Genomic DNA, 17,913 nt, shown 5'->3' with positions numbered 1-17,913 from the left:
GGATGTTTGGCTATTTTTTCTTGAAAATTCAAATAGATGGAACTCACATCTGTAAATGTCCTGGGGTTTTTTATACAATCCAATATATTATCTACTGTTACTGGATCAAATAGAAAATCATATATGGCAAATTCAAAACATGCTTCTATACCTTTTATGTCTTCCTGATTTGTAAGATAAATAATTCTTTGAGTTTTGCTCCCTCTTTTAAGTTCAAACAGAAGCTGTCTTAATGGTATATCCCCAGGAAGTCTTTTAGATAGAATTATAATATCCGAACTTACATTATCGCCCGTAAGATATTCTCTATACCCTACAATTTTTGTACCGTGGGTATTTTCTCTATCAATTGCCTCTTTTATCTGCTCGTCAAAATCATTTATTCCCGTTGCTATTAGTATCAAAGGTTCAGTCTCCTTTCTTTAAAAATTTAGTATACACTCAGTATAAGTGAATATGAAAATTGTAAATTGTGATAATTTCTTATTTATAATTGCTTTAAAATTTGATATTTCTTGCAGTATAAAATTAAATATGTTACCCAAGACTTTTTTCATTAATTTTGTTGCACACTTTTAAATAATCAACTATAAGCTTGTCCAGGATCTCGCTATTTAGTAGAATCCTATCTTTATCATCATTCTCCTCTATACTTTTATAGAGACATTCTCGTGCTTTCTCTATTTCATCATACAATTTACTCTTCTCACATAAATATTTTTTCATAAGCCACCTCATCATTTTTCACATTAGTTTTATTTGTAATAATAAAATAAAAAATTATAAACATTGGAATACTAATTTTATTACTGATTTTTTATTTTCAAATTTTGTTATCACTTACATTTTAGTTATTTTATATGCTGTATGCAATTATTTTATATGCTATTAGCTTATTTCTCTATAATCCTATAACCTATAAAGTTAAATTGCGAGGTGATTTTGCATGAAAAATACTATAGACAACAAAGCCATAGGAGAACGAATAAGGATAGAACGTGAAAAATTAAATTTAACAAGAGAAGAATTCTCTGAATTGATTTCCATATCCAGTGTATTTCTGTCACAAATTGAAAGAGGAGAACGTCAAATGTCAATGAACACACTTATCAAAGTATCTACTGAACTTGATGTCTCCATTGACTACATAATTTGGGGAGAGGATAGTATTGAAGTAAATAAAGCTGCCATAATTGAAAGAATTAATACAGCCTCAAAAAGAGAATTAAAGGTTATAGATGAAGTGCTAAAAGCCATTCTTCCAAACCTAAAAAAGTAAACCAGTACAAATAGTTGAATTACAATAGTAATTTATTGCGGTGCGACAAGAAGTCGCTATTTAGTAGTGTTTCGAAAGAAACTATGTTAGTTACTAAACATATCCTAGCTTGAAACTACATTCCAAGTAATTGGCTTGTATGTTAATGTTCAGGTAAATCAATCTGTGCAATATCTTATTCCACAGATTGATTTACCTGAACTTATACTTGAAGTAAACAGATGGGTAAAATTTACTGATGCTTTTGTTCATATAAGCCAAGGTGGATCACATGTCAGTGATTTAGATGTAAGTATTTGTGCTGTTCTTATTTCTCAAGCCTGTAATATTGGACTTAAATCTGTTGTAAAGCCAGGAATACCTGATCTTGAATACGATAGGCTTACATAGATAAATCAAATTTATTTTCGTACTAAAACATTAACACAGGCAAATGCAGTATTAGTAGATTATAATACTAAATTAAGTTTAGCAAAAATTAGGGGTGGTGGTGAGGCTGCATCTGCCGATGGATTACGTTTTGTAATACCTGTCAAAACTATTAACTCAAGATCCAATTCTAAATATTTGGGAACTGGACGAGGTATTACTTATTATAATTATACAAGTGATCAATTTACAGGTTTTAATGGAATAGTTATTTCTGGTACAATAAGAGATTCTCTCTATCTATTGCAGGGAATTTTAGAACAACAAACAATGCTTCATCCCAAAGAAATAATAACAGATACGGCAATATTATATTTGGACTTTTGGGGTTACTTGAATATCAATTTAGTTAACGTATTGCAGATATTAGTTCAGCAAGATTTTGGAGACTTGATTATGATACTGATTATGAAGTATTAAATGAATTAGCAAAGCATAAGATCCGTAAGGATATTATTATTCGTTATTGGGAAGATATGCTCAGAGTTGCAGGCTCTCTTAAACTTGGATCAGTTAATTCAGTGCAGCTTATTCAGACACTACAAAGTGGAGGAAACCCAACAATGTTGGGGCGTGCAATAGGAGAATTGGGACGTATCTATAAAACTCAGTATTTGCCTGCTTATCTTGATGATGAAGAATATCATCATAGAATATTAACTCAATTAAATCGTGGTGAATCACGTCATAGCCTTGCAAGAGCTGTATTCTATAGTAAAAAAGGAGATCTTCATCAAGCATATAGAGAAGGACAAGAAGATCAATTAGGCGCATTACGTCTTATTGTTAATTCTATAGTTGTATGGAATACACGTTATATGAAGTCAGCTATTAATTCTTTGGAAAAGACCACTTATTTTACTAGTTTTAAGCTCCATAGTAATGTTCAAAATGAGATCTGAACTCTTAAAGAAGAAGTTTGAAACAAGTGAAATTAAAACAGCAGAAATAGTACATGAATATGTTCAAGAGCTGTATTTCAGATTTATGACACCTTCAAATAACCTCAAAGTTTTAACAAGAATATATAACTGTATATATAAAAATGGGTGGAAATCACACTGCAAGGATAAGAAAACCTTCTTTGATATTCTTAGAGTTTCCTACAACCACCAAGAAAGAGGGTGTAATTCCGCCGCATAAAACAATTTCATTATACTATAATTCCAAGTTCGTGTCTTCAAAAAAATTATGAATACAGGAGCCTTTTTGATATGTAAAAAATTATATTAAAGTACTTATTCTAAAATTTGTAATAGAATTTGTTTTGCCTTAATCTCTTACACTAATTGATTTAATGTTTCTTAGCTTGATGCCATGTGATAGTACCCCTATTACATTAATATATTTTTTATAAGTTCAATCTTATTATTTAATTCTTCTATATTTCTTTCAAGTTCTGTAATTTTGTTTTGATGTTTTTGTATACTTTGTTCTTCTTGAACAAATTTCTGCTTTTTTGAAGTGATTTTATCTATAAAAAGTAAATTATCCTGTACTAGATTCCTATATTCTTTAAGTTTAGAGTTTACAGTTTCATCATTATCATAAACAAATACCCTCATCAAAGGAAATTTTCTAAATAAATTTTTTTTAAGAATTTCTGTTCTATACTGTTTAGGAGATCTCCCAAAGCACTCCTTAAAACTCTTATTAAAAGATTTTACATCCGAAAATCCAGAGCTTAATGCAACATCTGATATTGAGCAATCTGTTTTAGCCAATTCAAAAGTTGCTTCACGTAACCGTACTCTTGTAAGGTATTCATGAAAGTTAATACCGATATTCACCTTGAAAAAGTGTGAAACATAACAAGGATTATACCCCAGCATATCTGCTATTGTATTTAACGAAATCTTTTCTTTATACATATTTTCTATATAGTTCAATACTTTAGAGATAATCTCCATTTGGCTTTTAGTATTTTTAGTTTTACCATTTATATCCTCTGATGGTGGAAAAGCTTCGATAATATTTGCAACAACAAGGGAAAAAATTGTATCAGAGATTATCTGACTTTCCCATGAGTCCTTTTTAAGTTCATCAATAAGTGAAGCTAATAAATATCTAATAATTTTATATCTTTTGTTATTTTTATTGTAAATACTGACGGCACCTTCAAATCTTAAATTTTCATATTCCTCTTCCTCAAAGTACTCCTTAAAATACATAGGATCCAAATGAAAAACCATTGCCATACTATCTGGTTCTTTGCAAAGAGTAGCATGTCCATTATTGGAATTGATTATAATAATATCATCTTCTTGTAAAATATGCTTTTTACCTTCCACACATACTTCAACTTTCCCTTTCAAAATAATATTAACCTCTATCTCTTTATGCCAGTTGAATCGAAATGGTCCAATTTTATGAATATACAATTTGTAGAATATATTTTTGCTTTCTTTCTTCACTTCATAAAATAATTTTTTCATAAATCCACCTTACTCATAAAATAAACATTTTAAATGTCATACACAGTTAAATTTTCTAGTAGTATTAACAATTTTTAAATTACTTATTTTATAAAATCAGTTAAAATTTTCTTTTCATTAATTTGAGAAATCATTCAACAAAAATGTAACTAATAGCCACTAATTTGAAATAAGGGCTATTTATCTTTTACAATATTTTTTGTAAAACTTTATAGAACTTTAATAATACATTTTCTGGTAGTCTAGTAGTATAGCACACAAACATGCAATTCATCATCAATTTATATTTTTCACTATACATTTCAAAAACAAGCCCTGTGAAACTCCATCATCTTCAACATGTTCCTTTTAACCTTTTTACAAACTTCATCCCTTCTATTTTCTAATTATTAATTTATTATATAACCTATTTTATCACAAACTATATTAGTGGTAATCTTACTTTTTTCATTGTCCATTACTAATAGATGATTCTAATTTAAGTTCATCTTGAACATCCTATCATTCCTAATAGTAAGTTCTACAATAATGACATAATTGTATATGTTGCAAAAAAGCAACTTAAAACTATTCCCATGCTACCTGTTTCCATAAATTAATTCTCCTTTTCATCTCTAGTGTTAATATTTTTATATATTATTAAAAATCAATGTCATACAACAAAAACATAGTCAGATGAAAAGAGTGGTAACTATCTGCTTTTGAATTTATACTATTTATCCATAAATATTGATGCTGTACTAAAAGATTGTATTTCTATCTTATCCCACACTTTTTCTGAAATATAAGGCTCAGTTTCCATCCATTTATTTAATGCTTCCCTGTTTTCATAATTCATAACCATCATTGACCCTATCATTTTTTTATTGTCATCTAAAATAGCTCCCCCATAGATTTGTCTTCCAGCTTTAAAATTTTCCTCTACAATTTTTAAATGTTGTTCCCTTACTGCTAATCTCCTTTTAGTAACTTTTTCACCAGTTCCATCATATGCTATGACAATATACTGCATAATATTGCTCCTTCCTTAATATCTGTAAATTTAAAATACCTAATTTCTTACTATCTTATCTTTATCTAGTTTGGATCATCAAAATCTTTTTCCTTCTGTATAACTGCATGTGCAACCGCATTACAGACATTTTCATTAAAAACGCTAGGTACTATGTAATCTTCTTTTAATTCATTTTCCTTTATTAAACCTGCTATACCTTTTGCTGCAGCAATTTTCATTTCATTATTTATATATTTAGCTCTAACTTCTAAAGCCCCTTTAAAAATTCCTGGAAAAACTAATACATTGTTAATTTGATTTGGAAAGTCTGATCTTCCTGTTGCTATAACTCTAGCTCCACCTTTTTTTGCTTCATCTGGCATTATTTCTGGAATTGGATTTGCTAGTGCAAAAACTATGCTATTCTTATTCATACTCGCTATCATTTCCTTAGTTACAACATTTCCATCTGAAACTCCTATGAAAACATCTGCATTTTTAATTACATCTGCTAAAGTACCTTTTTCATAGTCTCTATTCGTAACTTGTGCTATACTCCGTTGAGGTTCATTTAATTCAATATCACCTTTAATTACAGCCCCATTTATATCACATAATATTATGTTTTTTGCTCCTGCTGAAATTAAAAGTCTAGCTGTTGCAATGCCTGAAGCTCCTGCTCCATTTATTACAATCTTTATTTTATCTATAGTTTTGTCTACTATTTTTAAAGCATTATATAAACCTGCTAAAACTGCAATAGCAGTACCATGTTGATCATCATGATATACTGGTATATCAAGTTCTTCTTTTAACCTATCTTCAATATAAAAACATTCAGGTGCCTTTATATCTTCAAGATGTATTCCACCAAATCCTAGTGCAATATTTTTTATAGTATTTACTATAGCATCCGGATCTGTGGAATTTATACATATTGGTATTGCATCTACATTTGCAAATCTCTTAAGTAAAAGAGCTTTACCTTCAATTACAGGCAGTCCTGCTGCTGCTCCTATATTTCCAAGTCCAAGTACAGCTGTTCCATTGGTAATTACAGCCACTGTCTTTCCTTTTATCGTATATTCATATGCTTTTTCTTTATCTTTAGCAATTTCCAAACAAGGTCCTGCCACACCAGGAGTATACGCTAATGCCAAATCATCACTATTTCTTAATGGCATAGTTCCAACAACTTCTATAGTACCTTGTTTTTCTTTATGTAATCTTAAAGATTGTTCTTTTACACTAATGCTCATCGAATATTTATTGAATTATTATAGTATTAATAATTCAATTCCTCCTTCTTTTTTATATGTTGAATTTCTAAAATACAAGTATATAAAAAGTTTAACACTCTATGGGCTTATAATTTCAAATTAAATTTTTTCGTCAAGAACTGACGTACATGCGGTATAAAACTTATCACATACTTGTATTTTACTTTGTTTTTATTTATTAATAGTTTAATAATTATAATTGATTAATAGTTTCAACAATTAATTTATGTGCCTTTGGCCATTCATCACCAATATATCGTATTACAAAACCATGATTGCTATTTGGATACTTCTTGATAGTAACTTTAACTCCTGCTTCCATCATCATAAAAGCATATTTTTCTGCTTCATTATGAAGTGCATCAAGGCCAGCCGTAATTACAAGTGCATCTGGTAATCCTTGTAACATATCCTGTGTGGCAAATACTGGAGATACATACGGATTTTTAGTTTCTTCTTTCGTAGCTGTGTACAAAGCATTATATGCTCGTACTATTTCAAATGGAACATAAGATTTAGAAGCTTCTGGCTTATCGGCAGGATCAGTATACAGATCCATTGGAGGATAATCTAAAATTTGAAATTTAACTTCAAAATCTTTAGTTTTTACAGACTCCATTGCAATTGCAGATGCAATGTTACCACCTGAACTATGTCCACAAAGAATAATTTTAGACTTATCGATACCTAAATCCTCTGCATTACCATAAGCCCACTTTGCAAGATCATACCCTTCCTCATAAGCAACTGGAAATGGATACTCAGGAGATAGCTTATAATCAAGATCCAGAACAACTGCACCAGTTTCTACAGCAAGCATAGAAGAAAATACAGTATCTACTTTTTCATAACCTTTACAAAATCCACCTCCATGTATATTCATAATCAACGGAGCTTCAGATTTTTTATTCTTACTTTGAATCTTGTAGTAGTGAGTTTGATCATGTCTAGTTTTCAAATAGCATTCCTTAACTTCAACCTTATCTAAATATGCTTCGTAATGTTCAGGAATAGTCACACTTCCAATTCGAACTCGTACCTTTTTAGCAAGTTCTAGTTTTTGTTCAAATGTATATTCCATGTTTTTCACCCCCATAAGTTTTGTATAAATAATATTCTATTTAATAGCTCCAACGATCATACCAATAATGATAACTAAGATATTGGTCACTGTCTGTATCGGAACAGCTGTTTTAGAATATTCTTCAACATCAATTTCTAATAATCCAGTACCTATATGAGTAGTAGGTGTCATAGGAGAAGAACCTGTAGCCAACGCTAAATTTGTTACGAAAGGCGCAATAATCACAAAACCACTTAATCCAAAAGATGCACCAATAGAAATCAGCAGTGGATATAAGGAGTTATAAAGCTGATAAGGTACAAAACGAAGAATAACAACACAAACAGCTAATAAAATAATATGTATATATCTTGCAAGGAATGTTGGGAAAATGGATACAATTAAACTAGAAATACCTTTAATCATTCCTGTTTGATTAAATATACCAACAAAAATAGAAATAGCTACATACATAAGCAGTGTATTAAAAAATGTCGCACCACCCTTTGCCCAAAGTGGTCTATAATCCTTTGGATTTGGATAGTTAATTACAGTAGTAAGTAATGTTGCAAAAATAAACACCATATATGGTGGATACTTTAAATATGCTAAAGCAACTAATGTACAAATAAATATAATAAGGTTTATCCACAAAAACTGAGGTCTTGAATTTGAATTTTGTTTCTTTTCTACAGTTTCTTCTACATCAGCAACTATTCCAGTTGACCCTACCTGTTTTTTGTGGCGTATTCCGAAGTATATCCACTGAAGTATAATTACAGGAATGAAACAAAGTGATATAGGAATAACCTGTTTTGCCAGTGTCAAAGGATCTACCTTTGCAAAAACAGCCGAATTTCCAATGCCTACTCCCCATGGAACAAAACACATAGCCGAAATAGCTGTTTGTGCAATAATCATAGCAGCTTTTCTATCAAATTTTAATTTTTTATATAATGTGATCATAACCGGAAATACAACAAGGTATGCAGAAGCAACACTTGCTGTCAATGCACCAAATCCTGCTATAATAGTTGTCATAATCATAACAATATAAACATTTACTTTACCTTTTGTTAACCTTATAAAACCACCAACAATAATATCAAACATTCCTGTTTCTGATAATAAGGTGAAATACATAAAAGCAAAAAGTAACATATAACCTACAGACTTCATGGTACTATTTATAGAATCGACTGCGTAGCCACTCACTTTGTTAAGACTAAAGCCTAAAAAAAGTGCACAAATAATTGGAACCACAGCTAGAACAAATTGTATAGGAACTTTTTTATAAAATACAAATCCAATAATAATAGCTAACATAATAATTGCCATAATTGTCGGCGTCATTAAAAACTCCTCCTCTTAAATTAATTCTATTATTTTTTACTTAAAAGTTGTCATTAAACTCTGTTTTTTACCACTGTTTTACAATATACTGTTAGTATCTGTAAATTTAGTTTTAAAATATTAAACATCTACAACAGAACCATCATAACCAATTTGTGCATTAATATTTCTTTGTCTTGGTGGAAATAATTCAGATATATTGTCAGCCAAATCAATTCCAATACCAGGTCTATCTGGTATAACAATATATCCTTTTTCTACAATTAGAGGTTCTTTTAACATTCTGGCTTCATTCCCTGCATTATAGAAAGAAGGAAACTCCTGAATTGCAAAGTTTGGAATACAAGCGTCTAATTGCAAACAAGCTGCTGTTGATACCGGTCCAAGTGGGTTATGAGGTATTATACCTACATAATTTGCTTCAGCCAAGGCTGCTACTTTTTTTGAAGGTGTAATTCCTCCAAGAGCACAAACGTCAGGTCTTACATACCTAATTCCTTTTCTTTGCATTAACATTTCAAATTCCTGTATGTTAATAAATCGTTCTCCCGTAGTAACTGAAATATTTATCTTATCTGCAACTTCAGCCATTACATCAATATTGTCTGGTGCAATTGGATCTTCTATGAAAAGAGGGTTGTACTTTTCAACTGTCCTTGCAAACGCAATTGCCTCAGATGGATTCATACTCCTGTGAACTTCTAAGCATAAGTCAAAATCGGATCCTACAGCTTCTCTACATTGCCTTACTTTTTCAGCCAATCCTTCAACTTTACTACAAAAAATTTCATCTTCTAGATCGTTATGGCTTTTTGAAATATCTCCAGTTATCATAAGCCTTGCTGCATTAAAGCCCTGTTCTTTCAGTTTTTTACATGCTTTTGCCATTTTTTCAGCTGTAAATTCAAAAACAGCAGGATAACTTCTCACCTTGTTTCTACATTTTCCTCCTAAAAGCTCATAAACCGGTACACCAAGTGCTTTACCTTTAATATCCCATAATGCTATATCTATTGCAGATATTGCACTCATAATTACAGATCCCCTAAAATACATACTGCGGTACATATACTGCCAGTGATGTTCTATATGAAAGGGATTCTTTCCAATCAAATAACCTTTCAACTTGTTTAATACTCCTTCAGCAGCATCAAGGAATCCCCATACTCCTACTTCTCCAATTCCTGTAATTTCGTCATCTGTGCAAACTTTAACAAAAAGATATTTACTTGCCGGAATAAATTGTATATCAGTAATTTTCACTTTTTTTCTCCTTTCTCTCCTCTATAATCTTAAAATCTGTGGATAATTTATAATTAAACTTTTCCTGTAACTTCTGAATGTCTAATATTATTCATTAATTTCTGTGAATTATAAGCAGAACCCTTCGTTTTTATTGCATAAAAAACACTTATAAGCTTGTATCACAATGCTATAATCGATTGTTTTTTCTTTAGAGAATTATTAGTACACATTGTATAATACTGATGTAGTACTTTAAATTACTTATTTTTAGAGTACTCTACACACAATTTATTGAACCAGTCATAAAACTCAATAATTCATCTATTATTACTACAAAAATTAAGAATTTTACCATACTCAATTTCTCTAAAGTCCTGTGCTCTTACTACATGTTTTCCTTTTACAATGCAACAATTAAAGTCCATTTTTATTTGCATTATTTTTTATTTTCGTTATAATTCATTTCAGATATCTCCAATGATAATGTTATTTAATTAAGGATAAACTTTAAAGTATTATGCCCTGTATTCTATCATGAGGCGCTTTTTTATCCATTCTTAATTTTCTTCATTACAGAAATGCTAATTCTCCTTCATTATAAGAAGATTTGCTAATTCTGTCTTTCCAATATTTCATATCTTCTAATTCATATTATGTAAATAATTCATTGCTTACGTTTACAAACAATTAATACCATCTAAATTTATGCCATCCCTTAAAATTAACAAATTATGTACTTGTCACATTTTAAGAGTTTTTAGCAAATATTTGTTTTTAAAGTTATCTATAAAATTTCCATTAACAAAAACTTTAGATAAAGCCATTTTTAGAATTTGATTATCTAAAACAATGTATTTGTCTTGATTTAGGGTAGTTTATGCTGTAAAATCTATAAAGGAAATAGCAAGTAAACTATTTGTTTTCCCATTGACGCATCTAAAATCATTTAAAATTTCTTTATCGACTTTTCTTTCGTGTCTAACGCCTATTCTATAAATAATTTATATTAGAAGTTCAATGAGATTATCTGTAATATGGAAAAGACGTTAAATTATGATACTTGAGTATACCAAAGTGAGTATTCAAGAACAGAACTTAGATAGGCAACTAGATTCCTTAAAAGCAACAGGTGTAAAAGAGATAATACAGGAAAAAATAATTAAAACAAAAGCAGATGGATCAGAATTAAACAGGCTCTTAGAGAAATTAGAAAAAAATGATATTATATTTGTAACTGACTTCACTAGATTAAGTAGAAGTACAAAAGATTTGCGTAGTTTAGTAGATCAAATTAAGAGAAATAGCGCAAATATTAAAAGTTTGAAAGAAAGTTGGTTAGATACTACAATACCTCAAGGTAAATTAATGTTTACTTTTATGATGGGAAATCAAAACTTGATAATAATAAAGAAATCAATATATGAATTATACTAGCACCAAAGTTCTTTGAATCATATATCAGCTAATACAGTTGAGCTTATTTTGTTGCACGCATCACATAACTAAATCACTATCAGGTGGCGATTGTTTTATAAGTGATTTAAACTTTAGCGATAAAATCTAAAGATATATATTAAAAAAGAGAATATAGACAGATTTGTGTAAAATAGATTTGATTTAGTTTTATATAACTGGAAATTTTGATTTTCGGTTATATTTTTTATATTTGAGTAATACTAATACTGATTAATATTACATTCTTATTGTTTGTATAATATATTTAATTATACAAACAATAAGAAAAAATATAAAAATTTTAACTAAATTTTAGAGTATCTCTTCACCTAGTTTATCATTAAACGCAATAGTTAATTGTGCTAATGTCATTTCCCAATTTGCGGCTGAAGAAGTCCATTTTTCCAAGACTTTCTCAGTAGCTAGGTAAAGAGATTTTCTAAGTGCTTCATCATTTGGAAACACTGTTCTTGTCTTCGTAAGCTTTCTAAGCTGCCTGATGAAACCCTCTAATGCGTTTGTAGTATAAATAATATTCCTGATTTGCGGTGAGTAATTAAAATAGTTGATAATTTATCCCAGTTATTATACCAGGATTCAATTACTATACTATACTTATGACCCCATTTTTTCTTTAGGTTATCCAGACCATTAATTGCATAATCTTCAGTAGGTGGCTTATATACGCATTTTAAATTTTTCATAAATTCCTTTTTATCCTTGGAATCTATATATTTAATGGATATTCTTATTTGGTATATTATACAATTTTGAATACTAACATCCGGAAATACTGATTTTATTGCATCTGGAAGCCCTTTAAGTCCATCCATACAGGCAATCAGTATTTCTTTTGCCCCTCCATTTCTTAAATCATTGCAAACTGCAGCCGGAATTTTGCACCTTCTGCTTCACCAATCCATATGCCCAAAATATCTTTATATCCTTTCATATCAAGTGCCCTACATATATATGCAACTTTTGTAACTATTTTATTTTTTTCCTTAACCTTAAAATGTATTGCATCCATATAAACAATAGGATACACATCATCCAGTATCCTATTCTGCCATTGTGCAGCTGAATCCATAACTTTATCAGTTATTTTTGATATCATTGTTGGCGATACATCGATACCATATAATTCTTCCAGTTCATTGCATACATTTTCATATTTTTTTACAACTTTAGGTTCAAAGTCAGCATTTCTTTCTCTTGGTATATCAAGGTTTACATCACCAACACTGCTCCTAATACTTTTTTTTGAACATCCATTTCTATAATTCTTATTTTTTGAATCCTCACTTCCTTGATATTTTTCTCTGCCAAGTAGCTCTTCCATTTCTGCCTCAAGCATATTTTGTATAACATCTTTTAAAAGTCTCTGCAGTAAAACATTTCTGCCAACTACGTCCTCCATAGTTTTGCACTTTTTAACTTCTTCCTTATAATCGATATCTGGTAATTTAATTTCTTCCATTTGAAACTTCTCCTAATTTATTTAAGAATATTGTTCCAAATCTATACCCATTCCCTAAAAATCTTGTAAACTATAAGTAAATGTTATTTACAGATATTAAAGTATAATTCTTGTTTTGAATGATTAATGTTAATAGAAGGTTTACCTGTCAGTTAATTTCTAGTAGGCCCTCCCGATTTTTATCTAAAAATATTTTACTTAATCGAACTCAATTTATTCAGTTTTTCTTGTTGTTTTTATAACTGCATCAGCAACTGCATTACAAACATCCTTATTAAAAACGGTAGGTACTATGTAGTCTTCATTTAATTCACTATCTTTTATTAAGTCTGCTATTCCCTTTGCTGCTGCAATTTTGATTTCATCACTTATATATTTAGCTCTAACTTCCAGCACACCTTTAAAAATACCTGGAAAAACTAATACATTATTAATTTGATTTGGAAAATCCGATCTTCCTGTAGCTGTAACTCTAGCTCCACCTGCTTTTGCTACATCTGGCATTATTTCTGGAGTAGGATTAGCTAAAGCAAAAACTATACTGTCCTTATTCATACTTTCGACCATTTCTTTAGTTACTACATTTCCATCAGAAACACCTATAAAAACATCTGCATTTTTAATTATATCTGCTAAAGTACCTTTTTCAAAATTTTTATTTGTAATTTTTGCCATCTCTTGCTGTACTTCATTTAATTCAGCATCACCTTCAACTATAGCACCATTTATATCACATAATATTATATTTTTTGCTCCTGCTGAAATTAAAAGTTTGGCTGTTGCAATACCTGAAGCACCTGCTCCATTTATTACAATTTTTATTTTGTCTATAGCTTTATTTACTATTTTCAAAGCATTATATAAACCTGCCAAAACTGCAACAGCAGTGCCATGTTGATCATCATGATATACTGGTATATCAAGTTCCTTTTTTAACTTATCTTCAATATAAAAACATTCAGGTGCCTTTATATCTTCAAGATGTATTCCACCAAAGCCTATGGCAATATTCTTTATAGTATTTACTATATCATCTAGATCTGTTGAATTTATACATATTGGTATTGCATCTACATTTGCAAATCTCTTAAGTAAAAGAGCTTTGCCTTCAACTACAGGTAGCCCTGCCGCTGCTCCTATATTTCCAAGTCCAAGTACAGCTGTTCCATTAGTAACTACAGCCACTGTTTTTCCTTTTATTGTATATTCATATGCCTTCTCTTTATCTTTAGCAATTTCCAGACACGGTCCTGCTACACCTGGGGTATACGCTACAGCTAAATCATCACCATTTCTCAAAGGCATTGTTCCAACAACTTCTATAGCACCTTGCTTTTCCTTATGTAATTTTAGAGATTTTTCTTTTAAATTAATACTCATACTATATTTATTGAACTATTATGTTATAATAGTTCAATTTTGCCTCCATTCATCTAACTTAAAAAAATTTTTATTATTGTATTAAAGCAGCTTTCATTTTTCAATAAAAGTTGTTTTAATAGAGCTTTTTAATACATTCCAAGTATTTTCCACCAAAGTAATCCTGCTCCAATCCAAATTGCAAAATGGGCTATGGATACTGCCAATCCGGCAGACCACCATTTTTTTTGTTTAACATAACCAGTTCCAAAATATGCTGCTGTCTGCCCTGAACCATAATGTGTTAACCCTGAACTCAAAACTGACATACTAGTCATTAAAAATGCTGATATTTGCGGAGGGGCTCCTATACTTAACAATATAGTTAAAAAACCGGGATATAATGTAGATATGTGAACTGTATTACTTGCAAATAAATAATGACTATAATACATTACTAAACATATTATAAATAATGCTAACATCCATGGCATTCCACTTATATTGTTTTTTACCAAGTCACTTATCCATTTTATAACCCCTAATTTGCTCAACTGATTCGACATCATCATGAAACCACCAAGCCATATAAATATATCCCATATTTCTTTTTTTCCCGCAAATTCTTTAAAATCTACTATCCCTGTAGCCATTAAAAGTATCAATGATAATACTGCTACTACTGTTGCATTTAGTCCAAACTTTGGTCCAAATATCCATAAAAATACCGATACAGCAAATATAAATATCATTATTTTTTCAGATTTTTTTATTGGCCCAAGCTCTTCTAATTTCTTCCTAGACATTTCTTTTACATTATCTAACCCCTTTATTTCTGGTGGACATACAAAATAAAGAACTAATGGTACAATAATAAAACCAAGTAAAGTAGGAACTATTCCTATTTTAAACCATGCTCCTAATGTTAGAGTGACACCTAATGCTTTTGCCATTCCAACTGATAATAAATTTAATTCTGTCGATGTCAAGAAGAAAAAACCCGACATTAAATTGCTATGTAAACCTACCAATGTTAAAAATGATCCAGCTTTATTTTCTGTACCATCTCCAACATTTGATCCATATGATTTTGATAGTGATACTGCGATTGGCCTTACAATTCCAGCTGATCTTGCTACATTAGCTGGTACTAATATGGCTAAAATAAGCTCACACAATTCTACTGTATAACCTGCGCCTATTGTCTTGCTTCCCATTTTCTTAATAATATTATAAGCTAATCTTAAATCAAGTCCTGTTTTTGTTACTCCTATTGATAGAGCAAATGCACAAACTATAAACCAAATTATACTTTCACTATACGCTGAAAACGCCGTTTGTATTGTAATAATTTTTGTTGCTGTTAACGTAAATATACCTACAAATGCTCCTAATCCTATTGGAAATGCTTTAATTGTACATCCAATTATAATAGAAATGAAAATTGCTAAAAGGTGCCATCCATTTGCAGGCACTGCTGCAGGCCTAGGCATAAACCATATTATCAATCCAATTATAATCGATAATATTAAAGGACGTAGATTAACATTAGGTTTAAGATCTATATCTTTGATATTTGAACTGTCTTTCATGCTCAAGCTATTATTCATTATAAATACTCCTCCTTTATATAATGTGATTTTAGTTGCTTACTAAATCCTGAATAGAAAAAAGATGTTAAATCATTGTATAATATTTTTCAGCTAAATAATCAGGAACACTTACTAATTTTTATGTAGCAGGTAAACCTTTTTTTTTTTGAATTATGATTTATTAACAGCTGATTATTTTAAGACAATCAGCTGTTAATATAAATTATGAATATCATTTTACATATAATTATTTTATAAATTTAACTTTAGGATATAACTGTTCAAGAGCCTTATCTTTACGTTTATTAAATAGGACTTTATTTTGTTCAAATAGATTATTTCCTTCAGCATCAATAGAAACAATTAGTGGCCCGAATTCTTTTACACGACAAACCCATAAAGTCTCAGGCATTCCTAGATCTCTCCAGTAAGCATTTTCTATTTCCTCTACAGTCGTTGCTGCCATAACGGCACATCCTGCAGGAAAGACACAGTGTATAGCTTTATTTTCACGACAACCAGCTTCTGTATTAGGGCCCATACCACCTTTACCAACAATGATTTTAACACCAGTTTTCTCAATAAACTCTTTCTCGAATTTTTCCATGCGCATACTCGTGGTTGGTCCCACAGAAATCATCTGAAATTTATCCTCGTTATTGTCTACTTTTTTAACAATAGGTCCAGCATGGAGAATAGCACCGCCTTTAATATTAACAGGCAATTCCCGACCATATTCAACCAATCTACGATGTGCCACATCACGACAGGTTACAACATGTCCATTTAAATAAATAACATCTCCTATTTTAATATTCTTCAAATCCTCATCGGAAATTGGAGTATTTAAGATTTTCTTCATATTTCTGCCCCCTTATGTGTGATTATTTCATAACTTAGATCATTATTAAAAATTATTGTTCCACGGCGGTGTGCCCAACAACCTAAATTGACGGCTACTGAAATTACTGATGGATGCCGTGCTGAATTTTCAATATTTACCCCCATAACTGACTTGGTTCCGCGTAATCCTTGTGGTCCAAGTCCAATTGAATCAATAGCAGCTACTAATTCATTTTCTAATTGTGCAGCTTTTGTATTGCTATTGTGACTGCCTATGGGGCGCATAAGCGCACGCTTTGACATATATGCGGCAGAGTCAATTGAAGTGCCAATACCAATACCTACTAGCACGGGAGGACAAGCATTTAAAGCATATGAAGTCATAATATCTAGTACAAATTTAACAACTCCCTCATATCCTTCACTTGGCATTAACGTTTTGCCTTGTCCCGGAAGTGAACATCCACCTCCAGCCATGTAAACATCCAACTTTAGTTTGTCACTGTTAGGAATAATGTCCCAGTACAACCATGGGGATCTGGTACCTGTATTTGTTCCTGTATTGACTTCGTCAAAAGTTTCTACTGTGTTATGTCTCAATGGAGCTTCTTTGGTTGCTTTGTAAACTGCATCCTTAAGAACTTTACTTAAATCATCAATATATGGAAATTTTGAACCGACATGCACAAACATCTGAATTAATCCAGTATCTTGACAAGATGGCCTGTTTAATTCACCTGCTTTCTTCTGATTTTCAGCCATAGCTTTATAAATCATTTTAGCCATTGGCATCGTTTCTTCTTCGCTTAACGCCTTAAGCTTGGTTGTAACATCATCAGGGAGACGTTTACTAACCACATTTGTAAAATTTGACACTAGATCAGTAAGTCGATCTAAAGCTTCTTTTTTTTCCATTCACCTAACCTCCTCGTAAATTGATCACAATATATAATTGCCATCAGATCACACATATTAAAAGTATTTATGAGATTGAAATCCTTCTCATGTAAATAAATTTAACAAATTAAATAAAAATCAGCTATCTTTTATTGAATATATAAGGAATGCTTTATATAAAAATATTACTGCAATATAAATATTAATTT

General features: G+C 30.6%; 14 protein-coding genes and 3 pseudogenes. 4 read left to right on the top strand and 13 right to left on the bottom strand.

What is annotated here, in order from left to right; all coding sequences use genetic code 11:
- Together J5G60_RS08550 and J5G60_RS08545 are read right to left on the bottom strand one after the other, a co-directional pair.
- Window positions 1-404, bottom strand: a pseudogene (locus J5G60_RS08550) (hypothetical protein); the annotation flags it as partial.
- Window positions 405-537: 133 nt separating this feature from the next.
- A complete protein-coding gene (locus tag J5G60_RS08545) occupies window positions 538-726 on the bottom strand; it encodes a hypothetical protein (protein ID WP_150358090.1) in 189 nt (62 codons plus the stop codon).
- 220 nt (window positions 727-946) lie between these two features.
- Between J5G60_RS08545 and J5G60_RS08540 the strand changes: the two genes are divergently transcribed.
- The 3 genes and pseudogenes from J5G60_RS08540 (at window position 947) to J5G60_RS19050 (ending at window position 2,610) form a co-directional block, all read left to right on the top strand.
- Window positions 947-1,279 (top strand): helix-turn-helix domain-containing protein, encoded by a 333-nt coding sequence (locus J5G60_RS08540; RefSeq protein ID WP_150358089.1) that lies wholly within the window; start codon window positions 947-949, stop codon window positions 1,277-1,279.
- 165 nt (window positions 1,280-1,444) lie between these two features.
- Window positions 1,445-2,128 (top strand): annotated as a pseudogene (locus J5G60_RS19055) (Tn3 family transposase).
- Window positions 2,065-2,610 (top strand): Tn3 family transposase, encoded by a 546-nt coding sequence (locus tag J5G60_RS19050; RefSeq protein WP_150358087.1) that lies wholly within the window; start codon window positions 2,065-2,067, stop codon window positions 2,608-2,610. Before J5G60_RS19055 ends, J5G60_RS19050 begins: the two are co-directional and overlap by 64 nt.
- 432 nt (window positions 2,611-3,042) lie before the next feature.
- Here J5G60_RS19050 and J5G60_RS08520 read toward each other — a convergent pair whose 3' ends face one another.
- From J5G60_RS08520 to J5G60_RS08495, 6 genes are all read right to left on the bottom strand, one after another.
- Window positions 3,043-4,143, bottom strand: coding sequence for an AraC family transcriptional regulator (locus J5G60_RS08520; protein WP_150358086.1), 1,101 nt, complete (start codon window positions 4,141-4,143; stop codon window positions 3,043-3,045).
- A 712-nt stretch (window positions 4,144-4,855) separates the two neighbouring features.
- Window positions 4,856-5,155, bottom strand: coding sequence for a YciI family protein (locus tag J5G60_RS08515; protein ID WP_150358085.1), 300 nt, complete (start codon window positions 5,153-5,155; stop codon window positions 4,856-4,858).
- 65 nt (window positions 5,156-5,220) lie between these two features.
- Window positions 5,221-6,396 (bottom strand): NAD(P)-dependent malic enzyme, encoded by a 1,176-nt coding sequence (locus J5G60_RS08510; RefSeq protein ID WP_150358084.1) that lies wholly within the window; start codon window positions 6,394-6,396, stop codon window positions 5,221-5,223.
- A 214-nt stretch (window positions 6,397-6,610) separates the two neighbouring features.
- On the bottom strand, window positions 6,611-7,498 hold the full coding sequence (locus J5G60_RS08505) for an alpha/beta hydrolase (protein WP_190972234.1): 888 nt from the start codon (window positions 7,496-7,498) through the stop codon (window positions 6,611-6,613).
- 36 nt (window positions 7,499-7,534) lie between these two features.
- Window positions 7,535-8,833, bottom strand: coding sequence for an SLC13 family permease (locus tag J5G60_RS08500; RefSeq protein ID WP_150358082.1), 1,299 nt, complete (start codon window positions 8,831-8,833; stop codon window positions 7,535-7,537).
- A 120-nt stretch (window positions 8,834-8,953) separates the two neighbouring features.
- A complete protein-coding gene (locus tag J5G60_RS08495; RefSeq protein ID WP_150358081.1) occupies window positions 8,954-10,096 on the bottom strand; it encodes a mandelate racemase/muconate lactonizing enzyme family protein in 1,143 nt (380 codons plus the stop codon).
- 1,035 nt (window positions 10,097-11,131) lie between these two features.
- Between J5G60_RS08495 and J5G60_RS08490 the strand changes: the two genes are divergently transcribed.
- Window positions 11,132-11,512, top strand: a complete 381-nt coding sequence (locus J5G60_RS08490) for a recombinase family protein (protein WP_150358080.1) — start codon at window positions 11,132-11,134, stop codon at window positions 11,510-11,512.
- Window positions 11,513-11,845: 333 nt separating this feature from the next.
- Here J5G60_RS08490 and J5G60_RS08485 read toward each other — a convergent pair.
- The 5 genes and pseudogenes from J5G60_RS08485 to ttdA all read right to left on the bottom strand — a co-directional run bounded on the left by J5G60_RS08485 (window position 11,846) and on the right by ttdA (window position 17,722).
- Window positions 11,846-13,013, bottom strand: a pseudogene (locus tag J5G60_RS08485) (IS256 family transposase).
- Window positions 13,014-13,226: 213 nt separating this feature from the next.
- Entirely contained in the window at window positions 13,227-14,393 is a 1,167-nt protein-coding gene (locus J5G60_RS08480) for an NAD(P)-dependent malic enzyme (RefSeq protein WP_150358079.1), read from the bottom strand.
- A gap of 128 nt (window positions 14,394-14,521) precedes the next feature.
- Window positions 14,522-15,982: a DASS family sodium-coupled anion symporter gene (locus tag J5G60_RS08475; protein WP_150358078.1), complete on the bottom strand. Its 1,461-nt coding sequence runs from the start codon at window positions 15,980-15,982 to the stop codon at window positions 14,522-14,524.
- A gap of 229 nt (window positions 15,983-16,211) precedes the next feature.
- On the bottom strand, window positions 16,212-16,826 hold the full coding sequence (ttdB, locus tag J5G60_RS08470) for a L(+)-tartrate dehydratase subunit beta (RefSeq protein WP_150358077.1): 615 nt from the start codon (window positions 16,824-16,826) through the stop codon (window positions 16,212-16,214).
- Window positions 16,823-17,722, bottom strand: coding sequence for a L(+)-tartrate dehydratase subunit alpha (gene ttdA / locus J5G60_RS08465; protein ID WP_150358076.1), 900 nt, complete (start codon window positions 17,720-17,722; stop codon window positions 16,823-16,825). Before ttdA ends, ttdB begins: the two co-directional genes overlap by 4 nt.
- Window positions 17,723-17,913: the final 191 nt, after the last annotated feature.

Origin of the sequence: Clostridium sp. HV4-5-A1G, from assembly GCF_900184915.1 — a bacterium.
Lineage (GTDB): Bacteria > Bacillota > Clostridia > Clostridiales > Clostridiaceae > Clostridium_B > Clostridium_B aromativorans.
The sequence above is the reverse complement of the archived record's forward strand: the minus strand, read 5'-3'. Positions and strand labels throughout refer to the sequence as shown.